The sequence below is a fragment of the Candidatus Zixiibacteriota bacterium genome, assembly GCA_036397555.1.
Taxonomy (GTDB): domain Bacteria; phylum Zixibacteria; class MSB-5A5; order WJJR01; family WJJR01; genus DATKYL01.
In genome coordinates this window covers 696,806-715,596 of sequence record DASWIS010000008.1, presented here as the reverse complement: position 1 = coordinate 715,596, position 18,791 = coordinate 696,806, and the positions used below count along the sequence as shown (strand labels likewise).

Below are 18,791 nucleotides of genomic sequence, written 5' to 3'. Positions count from 1 at the left end.
TCCTCGTCAACATGATGCTGCCTCTATTCAAGCTGATGGCTTGTTCTTCTGCCGGACGAAGGCAGGACTCTGAAAGTTAGGCGCGCCTAAGTTTTTGTCCAAAAAAAGAGCCGCGCAGTTCATTTTATTCCGGTCCATCGAGATGATACTGTGATCGGCACCACTCCTCCGCCGTGATATTCCCTAAGCCGGGCACTATTTATACGATGCCCGGTCCCCGATGCAAGGGAAATGGGAGAGGTTTTGTCAGATTGGCGGGATTTCAACGGCTGGTGTGCCGCTGCTTCTTCAATTCTGCGATGTCATCGCGCAACTGCGCCGCTTGTTCGAAGTCGAGTTTTTTGGCGGCGTCGCGCATGGCGCGGTTCAGAAACATGATTTGGTCTTCGATCGACATGCGGTCGAATCCCGTCGGGCGGGCCGGTTTTTCAGGGGCCGCGCCCTGTCCCTTGGCATCGGCAAAGACGGTGGCGCGGCGTATCTCATCGGGACTTTTGATGATGGTCTTCGGCTCGATGCCGTGCTCCTGATTATAGGCGATCTGTATCCGACGACGCCGCTGGGTCTCATCGATGGCCTTGCGCATCGAGTTGGTCACCTTGTCGGCGTACATGATCACCGTGCCCTCTTTGTGCCGTGCGGCCCGTCCCGCCACCTGAATGAGCGAACGCTCGGAGCGCAGGAACCCCTCTTTGTCGGCATCGAGAATGGCGACCAACGACACTTCCGGCAGGTCGAGCCCCTCGCGCAAGAGGTTGATGCCGACCAGCACGTCGAATTCGCCCAGGCGCAAATCGCGCAGGATGTCGGTGCGTTCGATGGCGTCGATTTCCGAATGGAGATAGCGCACGGGGATGTTCAATTGCGCGAGGTAGTCGGCGAGGTCTTCGGACATGCGTTTGGTGAGCGTCGTGACCAGTGTTCGCTCGCCGACGGCAACGCGCTTACGAATCTCCTCGATCAGATCATCGACCTGGCGGGCGAGCGGGCGCACCGAGATCGCGGGATCGACGAGCCCCGTCGGACGGATGATCTGCTCGACCACAACGCCGCCGGATTGTTCCAGTTCGAGATCAGCGGGTGTGGCGGAGACATAGATCGTCTTGTCCAACAGCGACCAGAACTCATCGAAGAGCAGGGGCCGGTTGTCAAGGGCTGAGGGCAGTCGGAATCCGAAGTCGACCAATGTCTGCTTGCGGGTGCGGTCGCCCTCGTACATGCCGCGAATCTGCGGCAGCGACTGATGCGATTCGTCGATGATCGTCAGAAAGTCGTCGTGCGGAAAAAAATCGATCAGGGTATAGGGCCGTTCCCCGTGGCGACGGCCGGACAGGTGCCGCGAATAGTTCTCGATCCCGCTGCAGTAGCCGACCTCGCGCAGCATTTCCAGATCGAAGCGGGTGCGCGACTCGAGGCGCTGCGCTTCCAGAAGTTTGTTCTCGCTGCGCAACTGCGACAGCCGCTCACCCAGTTCGCGTTCGATCTTGTCGATCGCCTCGACCAATCGCGGCGGGCTGGTGACATGGTGTTTGGCGGGGTAGATCGCCTTGCGATTCTGACGGCGGAGGACCTCGCCGGTCAGAGAGTCGATCACCGTGATCCGCTCGATTTCGTCGCCGAAAAACTCGATCCGGACCGCGGTCTCCTCGTAGGCGGGCATGACTTCGACGGTATCGCCGCGCACTCGAAACGTGCCGCGCGCAGAATCATAATCGTTCCGGGTGTAATGGATCGCATTGAGCGCCAACAGGAACTCATCCCGACGCACGCTGTGGCCAACCTCCGCCAAGACCATCATCTTCTTGTATTCATCCGGCGAGCCGATGTTGTAGATGCAGGAGACGGAGGCGACAACGATCACATCGTCGCGCTCCAAAAGTGCCGAGGTCGCGCGCAGCCGCAAACGGTCGATGTCGTCGTTGATCGAGGTGTCTTTTTCGATGTACGTGTCGGTCTGCGGCACATACGCCTCGGGCTGGTAGTAATCGTAGTAGCTGATGAAGAACTCGACCGCATTGTCGGGGAAATACGATTTCAACTCGCCATAGAGCTGCGCCGCCAGCGTCTTGTTGTGTGAGATGACCAGTGTCGGTCGTTTCCATTGTGCGATGACATTGGCCATCGTGAACGTCTTGCCGGACCCCGTGACTCCCATCAGCGTTTGGTGGCGGTCTCCCCGGTTGAGACCTTCCATCAATTGCCGGATCGCTTCGGGCTGATCACCGGTGGGCGTGTATGGTCCCTGCAGGTGAAACACGCCGTGAGAGCCGCTGGCAATCTTATCCGTGCCTGTCGGCGCTTTCGTCGCCATAAGCTTGTAAGATAAGCCGACGATGAACTGATCTAATCATATTCTCAGGCACAGACTTGCGCTTGCCGGATACCGCCGGGGTTCGACAAAGATTGACACCATGGACATAAATCCCGACCATGCTGTATAACTCCCAAGAGAGGGCCGAAGAGATTGGGGGCAAACAGGTTGAATGCGCTTGACAAGGCGCCGCCGGCACACCAAGTTAGTCGTCTTCCTGCCCGCCATGAAGCGGTGCCGGCACCAACGAGGACTCTATGGCATACGAAGCAATTCTGGAAACCGGGGGCAAGCAGTTCGCAGTCAGCGTCGGTGATGTCATTCGTGTCCCGCTTCTGGGCGGGTCCGCAGGAGATCGGGTCGCCTTTGACCGGGTGCTGGTCTCCCGACAGGGCGAAGAGATCCGGACCGGCCGACCCCATCTTGAAGGGGCGCATGTCGAAGGCGAGATCGTCGGGCAGGGTCACGACCGCAAACTTATCGTCTTTCGATTTCATCAGAACACCAGCTACCGTCGCAAGACCGGCCATCGGCAGCCCCATACTGCTGTCCGAATTACGGCCGTCCATGCGTAACGCGATCAATCAGCGAATCAGGCCGGGGGACGATGCGCGGGTGCCAACCGGTGCGCGCGGACTGCGCTTCGGGCTGTGTCTGTCCGCGTTGTTGTGCGCCGTGACACTGTCGGCCGCCCCGGACGCCCATGCGCAAAACGTGACGCTGGTCGATCTGAGTGTGGACGGCGCACAGGTCACCGATGCGCAGTTGATCCGCAATGTGTCCGGATTGCGTGTCGGCGCATCGGTGTCACGCGAGGACATCCAGAATGCGGTTCACCAGGTTTTCGGTTTGGATCTGTTTGGTGACGTCAAGATCCTCGGTGAAGAGGTCACCGGCGGCATCAAACTGATCATTCACGTCGACGAGTTCCCGCGTCTGAACACCATGATTTTTAAGGGCAACAAGGAGCTTAAGGAGAAGGATTTTGGGCTCACGCTCAAACGGGGGCAGCCGGTCGGGCCGCACAAGCTGCGCGAAGCCGAGCAGACCATTCGCCGCGCCTACGAGAAAAAGGGGTACTTTCTGGTCAACGTGCGCTCCGAACTGGCGGACACGCAGGTCATCGGAGAAACGGACATCGTCTTTCACATCGAGGAAAACCGGCCGGTCAAGGTGCGTGAGGTGGAGTTTGTGGGCAATGAACGTCTCGATGCCGGTGCGCTGCGCGGCCGCATGTCGAACAAGCCGCGCGGATTCCCCCGGTCGATCTTCGGGGGCGGCAAATTCGACCGGCAGAAGTATGCCGACGATAAGATCGCGATCATCGATCACTATCGCGACATGGGATATCTGGATGCGATGATCGTCAGCGACACCGTGATCCTCGACGAGGACAAGACGCGCGTCACGCTCCAACTGACGATCAATGAAGGAGCGCGGTACTATTTCGGGAGCAGCGAACTGGAGGGAATGAGCGTCCTGCCGGAGGAGCGGTTGCGGCGGCTGCTGAGCTACCGCGAGGGCGACATTTTCAGCCAGGCGGAATACGAACAGTCGGTCGGCCGGATGTACGAAGCGTACATGGAAGAGGGCTATCTGTACGCGCGCATCATCGACGACACGCGCACGCAGGACTCGATCGTTCACATGTCCTATGAGATTTCCGAGGGAGTCCCGGCCCATGTGCGGCGCATCGACATCACGGGGAACACGAAGACCAAAGACAAGGTGATCCGCCGCGAGCTGGCGCTGTATCCCAATGACATCTTTCGTCGTTCGGCGTTGCAGCGGTCGATGCGCAATGTCATGCTCCTGAATTATTTCGGGAACGTGACGCCGGAGTTCAATCAGCTTCCCGACGGACGCGTCGACCTGGAGTTCGCAGTCGAAGAAAAGCCGACCGGCCAGATCCAGGTCGGCGGCGGTTACTCCGAGCAGGACCGCCTGGTCGGAACGATCGACCTGGGGATTCCCAACCTGTTCGGCAACGGACAGAGCGCCAACTTCCTGCTGGAATTCGGCAGCCGCCGTCAGTCCTTTCGCGTCGGTTTTACGGAACCATGGTTTATGGACACGCCGACCACGGTCGGCTTCGATGTCCAGCGTCTGGAACGCATCTGGGACGATCCGTTCGTGTCGGGCTCCAACGACTTTACCCAGCGCATCAACGGGGCGGGCGTTCGGCTGGGACGGCGATTGCGTTGGCCCGATGACTACTTCAGCGTTTTTGGGAACTACCGCTGGGAGGATCAGGAGTACAGCGACTTTTCCAGTGAATATAACCCGGCATCGCGGGATGCACTGATCGCCAGCGCGGCGGGTATCATCTCTTCGACTTCGCTGACGGTCGTGCGCGACTCGCGCAATCTGCCGGAGTTTGCCACTGCCGGCAGCCGCAGCACCTACTCGGTCGAATTCGGCACGAAGCTCTTTGCCGGTGACTGGGTTTACACGAAACACAACGCGTCCCACTCGTTTTATAAAAAGCTTTGGAAGGGATTTACCTTCGCCCCGCGCTGGACGCTGGGCGTCGTGCAGGCAGGGGCGAGCGCGGCATCGGTGCCGTATTCGGAATTGTACTATGCGGGCGGCATCCGCTCCGACGGGATGATTCGCGGGTATGACGACCGCTCCATCGTCGCGTTTGTGGACACATCCAGCGCGCCGGAGCCGTATTATACGACACCCGGCGACCTGATCACGGGCGATGGGCGCCACGCCATCGACACGGTGCGCGGGCAGGCGCTGATGGTGCTCAATGCGCAGATCACTTTCCCGGTGGTCAAGCAGCAGGTGTACGGGCTGTTTTTCTATGATGCCGGAAACGTATGGCTGAATGCGTCGCAGATAACGCCGTTCGCGGACCTGTGGACGTCCTACGGATTCGGATTCCGCGTAGCAGTTCCCGGCATGGGGACTTTAGGGTTCGATTTCGGCATTCCATTGCGCGGCGACGAGAAGGGAAAACTCAAACCGCACTTCCAATTCGGCGGTGCGTTCTAACGGACCAGATCGCAAGGAGAGTTCTTCATGAGGAATAGACTGAGAATCGGACTGGCTGTCGTCATCGGCACCCTGTCGATCGTGGCGATAGGCGACAGTGCCGACGCTCAAAGCAAGGTGGGCTGGGTCGATCTGGACCGCATTCTCGCCGAGTACGAGGAATTCCGCACGGCCGAGGAACTCTTTCGTCAGGATGCGGCACTCTGGGAGGCCGATTTCGACAGCGTGCAGGAAATCTATTTCACCAAGGTCGAGGACTACCAGAAACAGCGCCTGCTCTTGTCGGAAGACACGCGCAAGCAGCGCGAGCAGGAATTGGCGGACATGGAACGCAGTGTGATAACGGTCAAGACGCAACTGGAGCAGAAAGCCGAGCAGCGCCGCGCGGAGTTGACCAATCCGATCCTGCAGCGCATTCAGGAGGTCGTGGAACTCGTCGCGACCGAGGAAGATTACGACTACATCATCAATGCATCGCAGATTTACATGACACCCAACGGCCTTCAGTTCGCGCCGATCATGTACGCGAAGAAAAAGCTCGACCTGACCGACCGCGTCTTTGAGGAGCTGGGCAAGCTCAAATGAATCACACACTCGCCGAGCTGGCCGCCTATCTCGAAGCCGGCATCGAGGGCACTGCCGACTCTGAGCGCATCATTGAGGGAGTCGCGGGAATCGAAGCGGCGCGGCCGGGTCAACTGACGTTCGTCGGATCGGCGAAGTTTGCGTCCCATCTGACGAGCACCAGGGCATCGGCGGTGCTCGTTCCTTCGACCGGGAACGGCGCATCGGCGTGGCGTCAGATCGGGCGTTCGGATATCACTTTTCTGACACATCCCGAACCGCAGAAGGCATTTTTGCGGGCGGTCGAGCTATTTCATCCGCAGGTGGAACGACCCTCGCCGGGAGTGGACCGGTCTGCGCGCATCGGCGCTCGCGTCGAGTTGGGCGACGGCGTGCATGTCGGGGCCCACTGCGTCATCGACGATGATGCCGCGCTCGGAGCGGGGTCGGTCATTCTCGCCGGGTCCTTCGTCGGACGGCACTCACGGCTTGGACGCGGCTGCTGCATCGGTCCCTACACGACCATCATGCACGATTGCACGCTCGGCGATCGGGTGCGCATTCATCCCGCGACCGTAATCGGCGCTGACGGCTTCGGGTACACACAGTCCGATGGACGCTACGTGAAGGTTCCGCAAGTCGGCGGCGTGACCATCGGCGACGATGTCGAGATCGGTTCGTGCTGCGCGGTGGATCGGGCAACGCTCGATCAGACGAGCATCGGACGCGGCACCAAGATCGACAATCTCGTGATGATCGGTCACAATGTCCGCATCGGCGAACACTGCATCATCATCTCGCAAGTCGGAATTTCCGGCTCGACAAAGATCGGCGATCGCGTGACGCTGGCGGGCCAAGCGGGGATCGTCGGGCACATCGAGATCGGCGACGGCGCGATCGTGTTGGCGCAGGCGGGGGTCTCCAACGATGTCCCGGCGGGCGCTGTTTACTTAGGATCGCCTGCGCGCGATGTCGGCCATCAGAAACGCATCTTCGCCGTCGAGAACTCACTCCCCAATCACGTCAAGACGATCCGGCAGTTGGAGAAGCGGGTCGAGGAGCTGGAGCGGCAGCTAACTTCTAAAAACAAATCCTCCTGATTTATCTCACATAACTGAATCTGAGAAAATTGATTTACGTCTCCGGTTAAGTGGCCGTGACGTAACTCGCCGTGGTTGGCTCACTCTTCCCTCTTGACAAACCCGCGGTCTTAACGAAGAATTAACACCGTGAAGTTGCAGTCATTGTAAATACCGTACATTTCAAATCGAGGTGGGTCATGCGGGTCCGCACTCTCCGTGTCGTTTGGGGGTTGGTGGCACCGGCGGTCCTTCTGTTTGCGTCGGTGGTTTACGGTCAGAACTTCATTCGTGGCGATTTCAACTGTGACGGTGTGGTCGATGGACGGGACTTCGATGATCTGCTCAGCTTTATCGACACCGGCATGCCGGTCCCTCCCTGTATGAAGGCCGCCGATGTCAATGGGAACGGACTGGCGGCGGAGGTGGCCGACGTTATTTTTCTGCAGAATTTTCTTTCCGGCGGCCCGCCGGCGCCCTATCCGGAATGCGGTACCGACGAGAGCGCGATACGGTGCGATGTGAGTTGTGGTCAGCCGCAGCTCCCCTGCCACCAAGCAACATGTCAGGCACGACTGGCATCGCCGTTGTGCCGATAGGCGATGACCTGGACTTTTTCCAGCGTCATCATTCCTTCGGAGACCATCTTGTCGAGTTCCGGCAGGAGCATGGCGATGCGTTCCGGTCGGTCGACGATTTCGATGACAATCGGCAGATCTTCGGAGAGTCGCAGGACTTTGGCGGTATGAATGCGGCTGTGCGCGCCGAATCCCTCGAGTCCGCGCAGGACGGTCGCGCCCGCCAGCCCCAACTCCCGCGCCTTCAGCACGATGGCTTCGTGGAGCGGCCTGCCTTCCCAACGATCGCTCTCGCCGATCAGGATGCGGAGAAGCTGCCCTTCACCTTCCAGTTTCATGATATGCCTCCGAATCCGGCAAAGAAGCGAACAGCCAGCCAGCCGACGGCCACCAGCACGATTCCCCCAATCGCGTTGGCCAGAATGTTGCCGAGGGCCAGCGCGATCTCGGTGTCGTGCAGAAACTGAAAGGTTTCGTAGGATACCGTCGAGAGCGTCGTAAACGAACTGAGGAATCCGACCAGCAAGAAGATGCGCGTTCCCGGCGCGAACAGTTGCCGCTGAACCACCAGTCCCATAATCACGCCGATCAACAGGCACCCCGCCAAATTGACGGCCAGCGTTCCGAGCGGAAAGAGGCCCTTGAAGTGTTTATGAACCAGCCCCGTCAAACCGTATCGCGCGACCGCGCCCAGACTGCCGCCGACGGCGATCAACACAATGTGTCGCATCATTACCCTCGTGTTCGATCACAGGAGTCATCAGCCGTGTCGGCGGTCGAAGGCAGACTCCATTGCCCGGTGTGTCATGGGCACAACACGTCATGCCCCTGCTTACTCTGGAGCGGCTGAGTTTCTCAGTGATTCGAGGGCCTCGGCATCGGCAGTGTCTCGAGTTCTGCCCGAGGCCCGCTTATTCCTGATCAAATCGTTCAGAGACAACAGGCGAACTGTAATCCTGTCGATTTGCGTTTCCACGGCATTCCGATACGCCTCACTAAACTCCAATCCTGCCACACCGGTCATAATGTCGATTCTCAGGGGGGCGACGCCGATCTGCAGAACGGTGTCAGACTGTTCCAGTTCGCGTACGCTGATATCATGCATTGGTGCACCGAATCGTTGGAGCGCACGCATGACGGCTTGCGCGTTGTCTGGCGCGGGCTCAACCCAGATGTCCAGATCAGACGTAGCGCGCACATAACCGTGTGCGGCCATGGCGTACGCGCCGACGACGAGGAACCTAACGCCTTCCTCGGACAACGCGGACAACATGTCTTTGTAGTGGCTGTTCAACATCGTAAGACTTGCTCAGCGAATAGAGTTCTTGTGTGAGCGGCCAGACCATCGCGATCCGCTCGGCCGGAGTGCCGCGCATGACCGTGACTTCGTCCGGATCGGTCAATCGTTTCAGACGCGTGATTTTGCGATTCATGCGATCAGGATACGGAGTACACCGGTCGTCAGCAATGAGCCATTACGACTGTGCAGAGGCACTCTCAGCCCTTCGGCCCTCAAGAGAGGACCTTCGGCCCCAGCATATCATTCGGGCGCACCCAACTGTCGAACTGCTCCGCGGTCAGCAGGCCCAGCTCAATGGCGGCCTCGCGGAGCGTCGTGTTTTCGGCGTGCGCCTTCTTGGCAATCTTCGCCGCGTTGTCGTAGCCGACGTGCGGATTCAGCGCGGTGACGAGCATCAGCGAGCGGGTCATGTGCAGTTCGATGATCTCGCGGTTGGCGGTCATTCCGGCTGCGCAATGCGCGTCGAACGACTCGCACGCATCCGCCAGCAGCCGGACCGACTGCAACACATTATGGATGATCACGGGCTTGAATACATTCAGCTCAAAATTGCCCGATGATCCGGCGACATTGACGGCAACATCATTTCCCAACACCTGCGCGCAGACCATGGTCATCGCTTCGCATTGCGTCGGGTTGACTTTGCCGGGCATGATCGAGCTGCCGGGCTCGTTTTCCGGCAGCGATAATTCTCCCAATCCCGCACGCGGCCCCGATCCCATCCAGCGAATGTCGTTGGCGATCTTCAGCAGCGATGCTGCCAGCGTCTTGAGCGCGCCGTGGAGGGACACGAGTGCATCATGCGCGGCCAGTGCCTCGAACTTGTTGGGTGCGCTGACAAACGGCAGCCCGGTGATCCCGGCGATGCGGGCGGCGGCCTTTCCGGCAAAATCGGGATGTGTGTTCAGCCCGGTGCCGACCGCGGTTCCACCCAGCGCCAATTCGTAAACGAAGGGCAGCGCCGATTCGATGCGCGCGATGTTGTTGGTCAACTGTTGGGTGTACCCGGAGAATTCCTGTCCCAGTGTCAGCGGCACGGCATCCATCAAGTGCGTGCGTCCAATCTTGATGATGTCGGCGAATGCATCCGACTTCCGGCGCAGCGTATCGCGCAGCCCGCGGATGGCGGGCAAGAGACGCTGCGTCACTTCGTCGGCGGCCGCAATGTGCATGGCGGTCGGAAACGTGTCATTGGATGACTGCGCTTTGTTGACGTCATCATTCGGGTGAATCGGGGATTTGGAGCCGATGCGCCCACCCGCCAGCTCGATCGCGCGATTGGCGATGACCTCGTTGGCGTTCATGTTGGTCTGGGTCCCCGATCCGGTTTGCCAGACCACCAGCGGAAAGTGATCGTCGAGCGAACCGTCGATCACTTCGTCGGCAGCGCGCGCAATCAGGTCGGCCTTGTCTTGGGAGAGCAGCCCCAATTCCTGATTGGTTAGTGCGGCCGCCTTCTTCAATATGCCGAGCGCACGGATCAGGGAACGCGGAAAGCGCTCGCCGCCGATCTTGAAATTCTGACGTGACCGCTCTGTTTGTGCGCCCCAGTAGCGGTCGTCGGGGACCGCGATCTCGCCCATCGTATCCTTCTCCATCCGTGCTCCCATTGCGCTCTCCATTCAGCCGCTTGCCGCGATCGCCACAGTCGGCGGGTACCAACAAAAAAGGCCGCCTAAAGGCGGCCTGTCATTCACTTTTCTTGTTGATTACGCAGGGTCCACATGGGCATACGAGCGGTCGCGTGCTCCACGCACGAACGAGACCTTACCGTCGATGCGTGCAAACAGCGTCCAGTCCTTGCCGACTCCGACATTGCGGCCCGGGTGGATGCGGGTGCCGCGCTGCCGGACAAGGATCGTGCCGGCATTGACGGCCTCGCCGCCGAAGATTTTGACACCCAAACGCTGGCCGTGCGAATCGCGCCCGTTACGCGAGGATCCCACGCCCTTTTTATGCGCCATCTGACCTATGCTCCTGATTCGTTCGGAAGTCCGTCACTCCGCACCAGCGGATTGTCGAAGATATGCCCGGCGGCGTTATCGGTCAAGTGGATCAGTCACCCGACCGTGTTCTTGGAGGCGGTGGGCTTTTCGCGCGCCGCCGATGTCAACTCCATGTTGAACAAAAGCTTATCGCCATCGGGGTCGGCGTCGATTTTGACATTGCAGTCACCGGCGAATTGACCGCGAAGGATTTCCTCAGCCAGTGGGTCTTCGAGATACTTTTGAATGGCTCTGCGCAAGGGCCGTGCACCAAGAGTCGGATCAAACCCCTTCTGCGCCAGAAAGGCGCGCGCGGCGGCGGTCAAATCGAAGGAGATGCCGCGTTCGGCCAGACGTTTGGAAACGTCTTCCAGAACGATCTCGACAATCTGCTTGATCTCCTCGGCGCCCAGGGCATGGAAGATGATGGTTTCATCAATGCGGTTGAGCAGTTCGGGATTGAACGTCTTCTTCAATTCGGTGAGCACTTTGGACTTCATGTGGTCATACGACCCTTCCAGATGCTCTTTCTGGAATCCGAGCGCCTTTTCATCGCGCATTTGGCGCGTACCGATGTTGGACGTCATGATCACGACCGTGTTGCGGAAATCGACTTTGCGTCCGAACGAATCGGTCAATTGCCCATCATCGAGCAATTGCAGCAGGATATTGAAGACCTCGGGATGCGCCTTTTCGATTTCATCGAGGAGGACGACCGAGTACGGGCGGCGGCGCACTTTCTCGGTCAATTGTCCGCCCTCTTCGTATCCGACATATCCCGGCGGCGCCCCGATCAGGCGTGATACGGCGAATTTCTCCATGTACTCCGACATATCGATGCGAACGAGCGCGTCGGCGTCTTCAAAGAGGAACTGCGCCAGCGCGCGGGCCAGTTCGGTCTTCCCCACGCCGGTCGGTCCGAGGAAGACGAACGATCCGATGGGACGGCGCGGGTCGGCCAAACCGGCGCGGGCACGGCGGATCGCCTTGGTCAAAACCGAGATCGCCTCTTCCTGTCCGATCACCCGGCGTCCGAGTTCTTCGGCCATGCGGAGCAGCTTCTTGGATTCCTTTTCTTCCAGACGCAGGACCGGGATGCCGGTCATCTTCGAGACGACGGTGGCGACATCCTCGGCGGTGAGCACGTACAGGAGCTTCTCACGGTCTTCCTGCCATGCTCTTTTCTTCTCTTCCAGTTCTTCGCGCGCGATTTTCAACTCATCGCGCAGACCGGCGGCCTTCTCGAATTCCTGATTTTTGACGGCGTTTTCCTTGGCGGTCTGAATCTCGAGAATCTTGTTCTCCAGTTCGGAGAATTCGGTCGGCTTGGTGCAGGCGTTCAGGTGCGCACGCGATCCTGCCTCATCGATAACGTCGATCGCTTTGTCGGGTTGGAATTTCCCGGAGATGTAGCGGTCCGAGAGCTTGACGGCCGCGATCAGCGCTTCATCGGAGATTTTAATTTTGTGATGTTCTTCATAGCGCGGATTGAGCCCCTTGAGGATCTCCAGTGTGTCGGCGTAGTTCGGCTCCTCGATCATCACGGTCTGGAAACGTCGGTCCAGCGCGCCGTCTTTTTCGATGTATTTGCGATATTCGTTAAGCGTCGTGGCGCCGATGCACTGCAATTCGCCGCGGGCGAGGGCCGGCTTGAAGATGTTGGAGGCATCCAGCGATCCTTCGGCGCCTCCGGCCCCGACGATGGTGTGCAATTCATCGATGAAAATGATGACGTCGTTGGTGTTGACGATTTCGTTCATGACCGCTTTGAGGCGTTCCTCGAACTGGCCGCGGTACTTGGTTCCGGCGACCAGCGAGGTCATGTCGAGCGTCACGAGGCGTCTGTTCTCGAGGATTTCGGGAACCTTGCCCTGAATGATGCGCTGGGCCAGTCCTTCGGCAATCGCGGTTTTGCCGACGCCGGGTTCACCGATCAGGACCGGATTGTTTTTCTTGCGGCGCGAGAGAATTTGACTGACGCGTTCGATTTCGTTTTCGCGTCCTATGATCGGATCGAGCTTGCCCTTGCGCGCCAGTTCGGTCAGATCGCGTCCGAAGTGATCGAGCGCGGGGGTCTTGGATTTCTTGCGTTTCTTGCCGAACGCCGACGGCTTCCCGCCGCGAATGTTCTTGAGTTCTTCGTAGGCGTCCTTGTAGTCGACATCGTACATCGACAGCACCTGCGCGGCGACGCCCTCTTCGTCTTTGAGCAGTGCCAACAGGATATGTTCGGTATCGATTTCCTTCGACTTCAAGGCGCGGGCTTCGGCGCCGGCGACTTCCAGTGTCTTCTTGGCACGCGCGGTCAGCGGCAATTGCCCCATGGTCATGGTGCCGCCCGATGGTTGCACCACTTCCTCGATCGAGGTCTTCAACTCGGCCATATCGATGCCGATGTTGGCGATGATATCGACCGCCTGGCCCTCGCCCAGTCGGATCAGCCCCAACAGCAGGTGCTCTGTGCCGATATAGTCGTGGCGCAGTCGTGCCGCCTCATCACGGGCGAACTCGATCGCCTTACGTGCCGATTCCGAAAATGACTCGTTCATCATCAATCCTCAAAAGGTCTCCGTTGCATCCCTTGCACAACCGGCTCCGTCCCGTGTGCCGGTAAACCCTCTATCGGCCGGAGCACGTCCGCCTCTTGACTGGAACCTCTGCGGGTTCCCCTAATCCTTCCCGGATGTCCGTCCGCCGCCCGAACGACGGCGCGCGGGCCGCTTGCTCAGATGCTTGCGGACCAGTTCGGCACGCGCCACATCCCGCTCTTCGGAACTCATGGGATGTCCCGCGTGACGTTGCAGATGGGCCGGCTGTGTCGATAACATCAACTCGTTCACCTTCCCCAAGGTCAGTCCCAGCGGCTCGCCGATGGCAACCCCGAGACGGACTGCCGACAAGAGATTCATCGCCTCCTGCGAGGTCAGCACCCGGGCATTGGACAATATACCGTATGAGCGCCAGATTTTGTCGAGAATCTGCGGCGACGCATCGGTGAAGAGCGCCTGACGCGCATTGGATTCATAGGCGATCAACTGCCGAGTCACCTTCTCAAGAGAATCGAGGACGTCTTCTTCCGTGCGCCCCAGTGTCGTTTGATTCGACACCTGGAACAAATACCCGAGAACATCGGATCCTTCACCGTAAAACCCGCGCACCGTCAGCCCGACTTTGTTCATCTGACCCAGGACGGTATCCATTTCCTTGGTCAACGCCAATCCGGGCAGGTGGATCAGGACCGATACGCGCAATCCGGTGCCGACGTTGGTCGGGCAAGCGGTCAGATATCCCAGTCGTGAGTCGAAGTCGAAGTTGAGACGCTCGCCCAATTCCATTTCGATGCCGCGCGCGCGGTCCATCGCGTGACGCAGATCGAGGCCCGACCGTACCGCTTGTATTCGCAGATGGTCTTCCTCGTTGACCATGAGACTGGCGGCCACTTCCTCATCGACGTAGAGGCCGCGCGGCATTTCATCGCGGAGGAATTCCGGCGAGATGAGATGGCGTTCGATCAACACGTCGCGGTCGTCTTCGGTGATCGACTCCGAGTCAAGAAACAACCCGTTGTCGGCGAGCGAGGATTTCTCGATCGCGGTCTTGACGATATCGACAATCTGGCGCGCTTCGGCGGGTTCGGCGCGGACCGGATAGGAGTGCTTGGCCAGATTGCGCGCCAGACGCACACGGCTGGAGAGGACCAATCCCGCCTCTTCCCCCTCGCCGGAGAGCCAGGCGACCGGGCGCTTGATCAGCTCGGCGAATGACGACATCATGATGCGTTCTCCTGCGCTTTTTGCTTCTCCGCTTGCTGTGCGCGTCGCGAGGCGGTTTTCAACTGATCGCGCAGATCGGCCGCCAGCTCGAAATCTTCACGCTCGATGGCCTTTTTCAAGTCGTCCTTGAGGCGCACCAGTTCTTCGACGGCGCTCACCGATTCGACGGTCTTGGTCATGGGTGTGCGTCCGCGATGCCGTGTCGACCCGTGAATCTTTCGCAGCAAATCCTCCAATGGAGTCTTGAACGCGGTATAACAATGTCCGCAGCCGAATCGTCCGATGCGCGTGAAATCGACAAAGCGCATACCGCACGACGGGCAGACCATCTTGCCCATCGCGTCCGACGGCGCGCCGGCGCGCTGCACCATCGAGCTGAGAAACTCCGCCAACGGAAAGGGAACATCATCGAGCGGATTGTGAAACCCCTTCTTCTTGGCGCACTCCTTGCAGAGGTGCATCTCGGTCTTCTTGTTGCTGCGAATCTGGGTGAAATGCACACTGGCGTCGCGTTCACCGCAGCTCTCACACTTCACGAGAATAACCCCCTTTTTGCACCGCGCGGGCAAAGCGTCGGGGAAGTTTATCCCCGGCATCGGGCCGGGGCAAGGCCAAATCGCCGGCGTCGCCCTGCCTTAAGTTATATCGGCGGCTGCGCCTTTCGCAACACGCCGTCGCTCAACACATACCGGATCCCGGCCCGTCGGGCCAGATCGGGATTGTGCGTCGCCAAAACGACTGAACATCCTCTATCCATTAGCTTGGTACCGAGCAACTCATGCAACTGTTCCGCCGTGCGCGAGTCGAGGTTTCCCGACGGTTCATCGGCAACAATGAGACGCGCCCCCGTGACGAGCGCCCGCGCGAGCGCGGTGCGCTGTTGCTCGCCGCCGGAGAGTTCACCCGGACGATGCGCGCCACGGTTGCCCAACCCCAGATCCGAGAGCAACGACCGCGCTGCGATCAGGGCATCCTCAAGCCGTGTGCCGCCGATGATGAGCGGCAGCGCGACGTTTTCCTCGGCGGTGAATTCGGGCAGCAGGTAATGGAACTGAAAGACAAACCCGACCGACTTGTTCCGATAATGCGCGCGTGATTCCTCGTTCATGTGGTAGGGTGATTGCCCGTCCCAATACACATCGCCCGACGTCGGGGCATCCAGTCCGCCGAGGATGTGCAACAAGGTGCTCTTGCCGACGCCCGACGCGCCGGTAATGGCGATCATGGTGGCCTCCGGCACATCCAGATCGATGCCGCGCAGGATGCGCAACTGTCCTTCGGGCGCATCGAAGTAGCGATGGACGCCGACCGCGCACGCGACGACGCGTGTCGGGGGGGAGTCGGACACGGCGGCAGAAGGCATGGGGGGCGACTCGCGTGCGGCCATCGTCCTATTCGTACCGCAGAATGTGCACCGGATACAGACGGGCCGCGCGTCCTGCCGGATAGATCGTGGCCAGGAACGAAATCACCAGCGCCACCACACCGACGATGGCGACATCGCGGACGTCGACGATGACCGGCAGCGAGTCGATGAAATAGATCTCCGCCGGCAGTGACACCAGAGAGAAAGTCTTCTGCACCCAGCACATTCCCAATCCCAGGATCAGTCCGATCGTGGTTCCGGTGATGCCGATCAGGCTTCCCTGCCACATGAAGATGGCGCGGATGCCGCGTGAGGGCGCGCCCATCGTTTTCAGCACCGCGATTTCGCGGCGCTTGTCCATGACGACCATAATCAACGTCGAGATGATGTTAAAGGCGGCGACCGCGATGATCAGCGACAGTGCCACGATCGCCCAGCGGCGTTCGATTTCCATCCAGCCGAAGAGATTGCGGTGCATTCGCATCCAGTCGGTCGCATACAGATCGGGATCGAGCGTGCCTTCGATGCGCTCGGCGACGGTATTTGCGCGGTTCCAGTCGGACACTTTCAGTTGAAATCCGGAGATGCGATCGGGGAGCAAGAACAGTCGTTGGGCATCGGCCAGTGTGATGTAGCACAACGCGGCATCGTATTCGTACATGCCGGTCTCGAACAGATCGGCGACCACGAACTTCATGATGCGGGGCGGAGCGCCTTCGGCCAACGCTTCCCCGCGCAAGCTGTACAGGACGACTTCGTCGCCGCCGACGACATTGAGCCGATTCGCCAATGTGCTGCCCAACAGAATGGGATGATCGTCGGGGTCATCGGAATCCATGTGCCAGTTGCCGCCCAGGACCGATTCGCGCAGCCGGGTCACTTCGACTTCGCGATCGGGAATGATCCCGCGCACGATGACACCGTCGTTGGCATCACCAGAAGAGATCGCCGCCTTGTAGTAGACAAACGGCGCAACCGCCTCGACCTCGTCCATCGACGCCAGTCGGTCTCGAATGGGCTGCCAGTCGACGATGCCGTCGTCGAAACGATGGAACACCGAGACATGCGCGGTCGTGCCGACAATGCGCTGCTTCACCTCGGTTTCGAAACCACGCATGATCGCCAACGCGAAGACCAGGACGGCGGTACCGACGATGATGCCGAGAATGGAGATCAGCGTGATGAGCGAGAGAAACCCGTGACGCTGCCGCGAGCGCAACTGGCGGCGGGCGATGAACGTGGTGTAGGACATCGTCGGGTTATACATCCGCCGGGGGTAATGCGGCGTCCTCAGACGTCGCCGGCCGCAGGGTCGGGAACAGGATGACCTCGCGGATCGACGGCGCGCCGGTTACGACCATGACCAGCCGGTCCAGTCCGAAGCCCAGCCCGCCGGTCGGCGGCATGCCGTGTTCGAGCGCAAACAGGAAATCCTCATCCATCCGGTGGGCGAACTCATCGCCCTGCTGCGCGGCCTGGGCCATGGCCGCAAATCGCGCCCGCTGGTCATCGGGGTCGTTGAGCTCACTGAATGCATTCCCAAGTTCCATGCGGGCAATGAACAACTCAAACCGCTCGACCAGTCCGGGCTTGGTGCGGTGTTTCTTCGCCAATGGAGAGATTTCCTCCGGGTAATCGGTGATGAAGGTCGGTTCGATCAGGTCCGGCTGCACGCGCTGCGAGAAAACTTCGTCGACGACTTTTCCGTAGGATGCGTCAGCAGACACTTCGATACCGATACTTCGCGCCGCAGCGCGTGCGTCGGGAGCATCGGGAAACGACAAATCCAGTCCGGTCTTCTCCCTGATGGCATCCAGGAGCGGCCATTCCCGCCATGGTCCGGAGAGGTCGATATTGCGACCCTCGCATTCAATGGCGGCCCGACCACGGACAGCGACGGCGACCTCGATGATCAGATCACGCAGCAGCGTCATGACATCGCGATAATCCCAGTAGGCGGCGTAGCACTCTACCATGGTGAATTCGGGATTGTGATCGCGATCGATGCCCTCATTGCGGAAGTCTTTGCAGACTTCGTAGACGCGTTCGTATCCGCCGACGATCAGCCGCTTCAGATACAGCTCATCGGCGATACGCAGATAGAACTGCGCATCGAGCGCGTTGTGGTGCGTCACGAACGGCCGCGCCGCCGCGCCGCCGTAAATCGGCTGCAGCACCGGGGTTTCGACTTCGAGAAAGCCGCGCCGGTCCAGAAACGAGCGGACCGCGCTTAGGATGCGGGTGCGTGTGACGAACAACTCGCGCACCGCGTCATTCGAAATCAGATCGAGGTAACGCCGACGGTACCGCAGCTCCTTGTCGACCAAGCCATGCCACTTTTCCGGCAGCGGGCGCAGCGACTTCGATAGCAGCACGATCGAATCGGCTCTGACCGTGATCTCTTCGGTGCGCGTCTTGAACACCTCGCCGATCACACCGACGAAGTCGCCGGTATCGAGCCAGTCCAATCGTTCGTAAGTTTCGGCGCCGAGAACATCGGCCTTCGCATAGCATTGAATCCTTCCGTCGCCGTCGAGCAGGTGAAAAAACGTGCTCTTTCCGTGCGCGCGCCACGATACGATCCGTCCGGCGATCCGCACGGACTTTCCGGAGTGCTCTGCGAATGCGGCGATGATGGCGCTGGAGCGGTGCGTCGGGTCGAAGCCGGGCGGATAGGGATCGACACCGGCCTGCCGCCACCGCGCCAGCTTGGATCGGCGATGTCCGACCGGGTCGTCCGCGGTGTGTGTGGTGGATGACGATGTGCTCATGGCGCGTTCGGGCATTGGTGAGACGATGATACAGGCAGGATTCCGGGCGCGCAATCTCCGA

At 59.8% G+C, this 18,791-nt stretch carries 17 protein-coding genes and 1 riboswitch; of the genes, 5 read left to right on the top strand and 12 right to left on the bottom strand.

Annotated elements, in window-relative coordinates:
- Positions 1-262: 262 nt before the first annotated feature.
- The gene (uvrB, locus tag VGB22_04725) at positions 263-2,311 is read right to left on the bottom strand and encodes an excinuclease ABC subunit UvrB (protein ID HEX9750577.1); all 2,049 of its coding nucleotides are present in this window, start codon (positions 2,309-2,311) and stop codon (positions 263-265) included.
- Between the two features lie 257 nt (positions 2,312-2,568).
- Between uvrB and rplU the strand changes: the two genes are divergently transcribed.
- The 5 genes from rplU to VGB22_04700 all read left to right on the top strand — a co-directional run bounded on the left by rplU (position 2,569) and on the right by VGB22_04700 (position 7,556).
- Complete coding sequence (gene rplU, locus VGB22_04720; protein ID HEX9750576.1) at positions 2,569-2,886, top strand: 50S ribosomal protein L21; 318 nt, start codon at positions 2,569-2,571, stop codon at positions 2,884-2,886.
- Positions 2,879-5,314 carry an outer membrane protein assembly factor BamA gene (gene bamA / locus VGB22_04715; protein HEX9750575.1) on the top strand — a complete coding sequence of 812 codons (2,436 nt, stop codon included), beginning with the start codon at positions 2,879-2,881 and terminating at the stop codon, positions 5,312-5,314. The genes rplU and bamA overlap by 8 nt, the downstream gene beginning before the upstream one ends.
- 27 nt (positions 5,315-5,341) lie before the next feature.
- Entirely contained in the window at positions 5,342-5,899 is a 558-nt protein-coding gene (locus VGB22_04710; GenBank protein HEX9750574.1) for an OmpH family outer membrane protein, read from the top strand.
- On the top strand, positions 5,896-6,978 hold the full coding sequence (gene lpxD / locus VGB22_04705) for a UDP-3-O-(3-hydroxymyristoyl)glucosamine N-acyltransferase (GenBank protein HEX9750573.1): 1,083 nt from the start codon (positions 5,896-5,898) through the stop codon (positions 6,976-6,978). Before VGB22_04710 ends, lpxD begins: the two co-directional genes overlap by 4 nt.
- Positions 6,979-7,157: 179 nt before the next feature.
- On the top strand, positions 7,158-7,556 hold the full coding sequence (locus tag VGB22_04700; GenBank protein ID HEX9750572.1) for a dockerin type I repeat-containing protein: 399 nt from the start codon (positions 7,158-7,160) through the stop codon (positions 7,554-7,556).
- On the opposite strand, the gene VGB22_04695 is transcribed toward VGB22_04700, so the two are convergent.
- From VGB22_04695 to lysS, 11 genes are all read right to left on the bottom strand, one after another.
- Positions 7,523-7,873 (bottom strand): DUF190 domain-containing protein, encoded by a 351-nt coding sequence (locus VGB22_04695; GenBank protein ID HEX9750571.1) that lies wholly within the window; start codon positions 7,871-7,873, stop codon positions 7,523-7,525. The two genes, VGB22_04700 and VGB22_04695, sit on opposite strands and share 34 nt — an antisense overlap.
- Positions 7,870-8,268 (bottom strand): fluoride efflux transporter CrcB, encoded by a 399-nt coding sequence (crcB, locus tag VGB22_04690; GenBank protein HEX9750570.1) that lies wholly within the window; start codon positions 8,266-8,268, stop codon positions 7,870-7,872. Before crcB ends, VGB22_04695 begins: the two co-directional genes overlap by 4 nt.
- Positions 8,269-8,279: 11 nt before the next feature.
- Positions 8,280-8,341: riboswitch (Fluoride riboswitch) on the bottom strand.
- Between the two features lie 26 nt (positions 8,342-8,367).
- Positions 8,368-8,832 (bottom strand): nucleotidyltransferase, encoded by a 465-nt coding sequence (locus VGB22_04685; protein HEX9750569.1) that lies wholly within the window; start codon positions 8,830-8,832, stop codon positions 8,368-8,370.
- Between the two features lie 215 nt (positions 8,833-9,047).
- Complete coding sequence (gene fumC / locus VGB22_04680) at positions 9,048-10,445, bottom strand: class II fumarate hydratase (protein HEX9750568.1); 1,398 nt, start codon at positions 10,443-10,445, stop codon at positions 9,048-9,050.
- A gap of 99 nt (positions 10,446-10,544) precedes the next feature.
- Positions 10,545-10,799, bottom strand: a complete 255-nt coding sequence (rpmA, locus tag VGB22_04675) for a 50S ribosomal protein L27 (GenBank protein ID HEX9750567.1) — start codon at positions 10,797-10,799, stop codon at positions 10,545-10,547.
- Positions 10,800-10,894: 95 nt separating this feature from the next.
- Positions 10,895-13,369: an ATP-dependent Clp protease ATP-binding subunit gene (locus VGB22_04670; protein ID HEX9750566.1), complete on the bottom strand. Its 2,475-nt coding sequence runs from the start codon at positions 13,367-13,369 to the stop codon at positions 10,895-10,897.
- Between the two features lie 120 nt (positions 13,370-13,489).
- The gene (locus tag VGB22_04665) at positions 13,490-14,593 is read right to left on the bottom strand and encodes a protein arginine kinase (GenBank protein ID HEX9750565.1); all 1,104 of its coding nucleotides are present in this window, start codon (positions 14,591-14,593) and stop codon (positions 13,490-13,492) included.
- Positions 14,590-15,129 carry a UvrB/UvrC motif-containing protein gene (locus VGB22_04660; protein HEX9750564.1) on the bottom strand — a complete coding sequence of 180 codons (540 nt, stop codon included), beginning with the start codon at positions 15,127-15,129 and terminating at the stop codon, positions 14,590-14,592. Before VGB22_04660 ends, VGB22_04665 begins: the two co-directional genes overlap by 4 nt.
- Before the next feature lie 104 nt (positions 15,130-15,233).
- Entirely contained in the window at positions 15,234-15,956 is a 723-nt protein-coding gene (locus VGB22_04655) for an ABC transporter ATP-binding protein (protein ID HEX9750563.1), read from the bottom strand.
- 28 nt (positions 15,957-15,984) lie between these two features.
- Entirely contained in the window at positions 15,985-17,211 is a 1,227-nt protein-coding gene (locus VGB22_04650; GenBank protein ID HEX9750562.1) for a lipoprotein-releasing ABC transporter permease subunit, read from the bottom strand.
- A 7-nt stretch (positions 17,212-17,218) separates the two neighbouring features.
- Positions 17,219-18,730, bottom strand: coding sequence for a lysine--tRNA ligase (gene lysS, locus VGB22_04645; GenBank protein ID HEX9750561.1), 1,512 nt, complete (start codon positions 18,728-18,730; stop codon positions 17,219-17,221).
- Between the last annotated feature and the right edge of the window lie 61 nt (positions 18,731-18,791).

Excerpts from the sequence above, each read along its gene's own strand:
- lpxD (HEX9750573.1), top strand. The coding sequence starts at position 5,896 with ATGAATCACACACTCGCCGAGCTGGCCGCCTATCTCGAAGCCGGCATC.
- lysS (HEX9750561.1), bottom strand. The coding sequence starts at position 18,730 with ATGAGCACATCGTCATCCACCACACACACCGCGGACGACCCGGTCGGA.
- fumC (HEX9750568.1), bottom strand. The coding sequence starts at position 10,445 with ATGGGAGCACGGATGGAGAAGGATACGATGGGCGAGATCGCGGTCCCC.
- VGB22_04655 (HEX9750563.1), bottom strand. The coding sequence starts at position 15,956 with ATGCCTTCTGCCGCCGTGTCCGACTCCCCCCCGACACGCGTCGTCGCG.
- VGB22_04670 (HEX9750566.1), bottom strand. The coding sequence starts at position 13,369 with ATGAACGAGTCATTTTCGGAATCGGCACGTAAGGCGATCGAGTTCGCC.
- VGB22_04695 (HEX9750571.1), bottom strand. The coding sequence starts at position 7,873 with ATGAAACTGGAAGGTGAAGGGCAGCTTCTCCGCATCCTGATCGGCGAG.
- VGB22_04685 (HEX9750569.1), bottom strand. The coding sequence starts at position 8,832 with ATGTTGAACAGCCACTACAAAGACATGTTGTCCGCGTTGTCCGAGGAA.
- rpmA (HEX9750567.1), bottom strand. The coding sequence starts at position 10,799 with ATGGCGCATAAAAAGGGCGTGGGATCCTCGCGTAACGGGCGCGATTCG.
- bamA (HEX9750575.1), top strand. The coding sequence starts at position 2,879 with ATGCGTAACGCGATCAATCAGCGAATCAGGCCGGGGGACGATGCGCGG.
- uvrB (HEX9750577.1), bottom strand. The coding sequence starts at position 2,311 with ATGGCGACGAAAGCGCCGACAGGCACGGATAAGATTGCCAGCGGCTCT.
- VGB22_04665 (HEX9750565.1), bottom strand. The coding sequence starts at position 14,593 with ATGATGTCGTCATTCGCCGAGCTGATCAAGCGCCCGGTCGCCTGGCTC.
- VGB22_04700 (HEX9750572.1), top strand. The coding sequence starts at position 7,158 with ATGCGGGTCCGCACTCTCCGTGTCGTTTGGGGGTTGGTGGCACCGGCG.
- VGB22_04710 (HEX9750574.1), top strand. The coding sequence starts at position 5,342 with ATGAGGAATAGACTGAGAATCGGACTGGCTGTCGTCATCGGCACCCTG.
- rplU (HEX9750576.1), top strand. The coding sequence starts at position 2,569 with ATGGCATACGAAGCAATTCTGGAAACCGGGGGCAAGCAGTTCGCAGTC.
- crcB (HEX9750570.1), bottom strand. The coding sequence starts at position 8,268 with ATGATGCGACACATTGTGTTGATCGCCGTCGGCGGCAGTCTGGGCGCG.
- VGB22_04650 (HEX9750562.1), bottom strand. The coding sequence starts at position 17,211 with ATGTCCTACACCACGTTCATCGCCCGCCGCCAGTTGCGCTCGCGGCAG.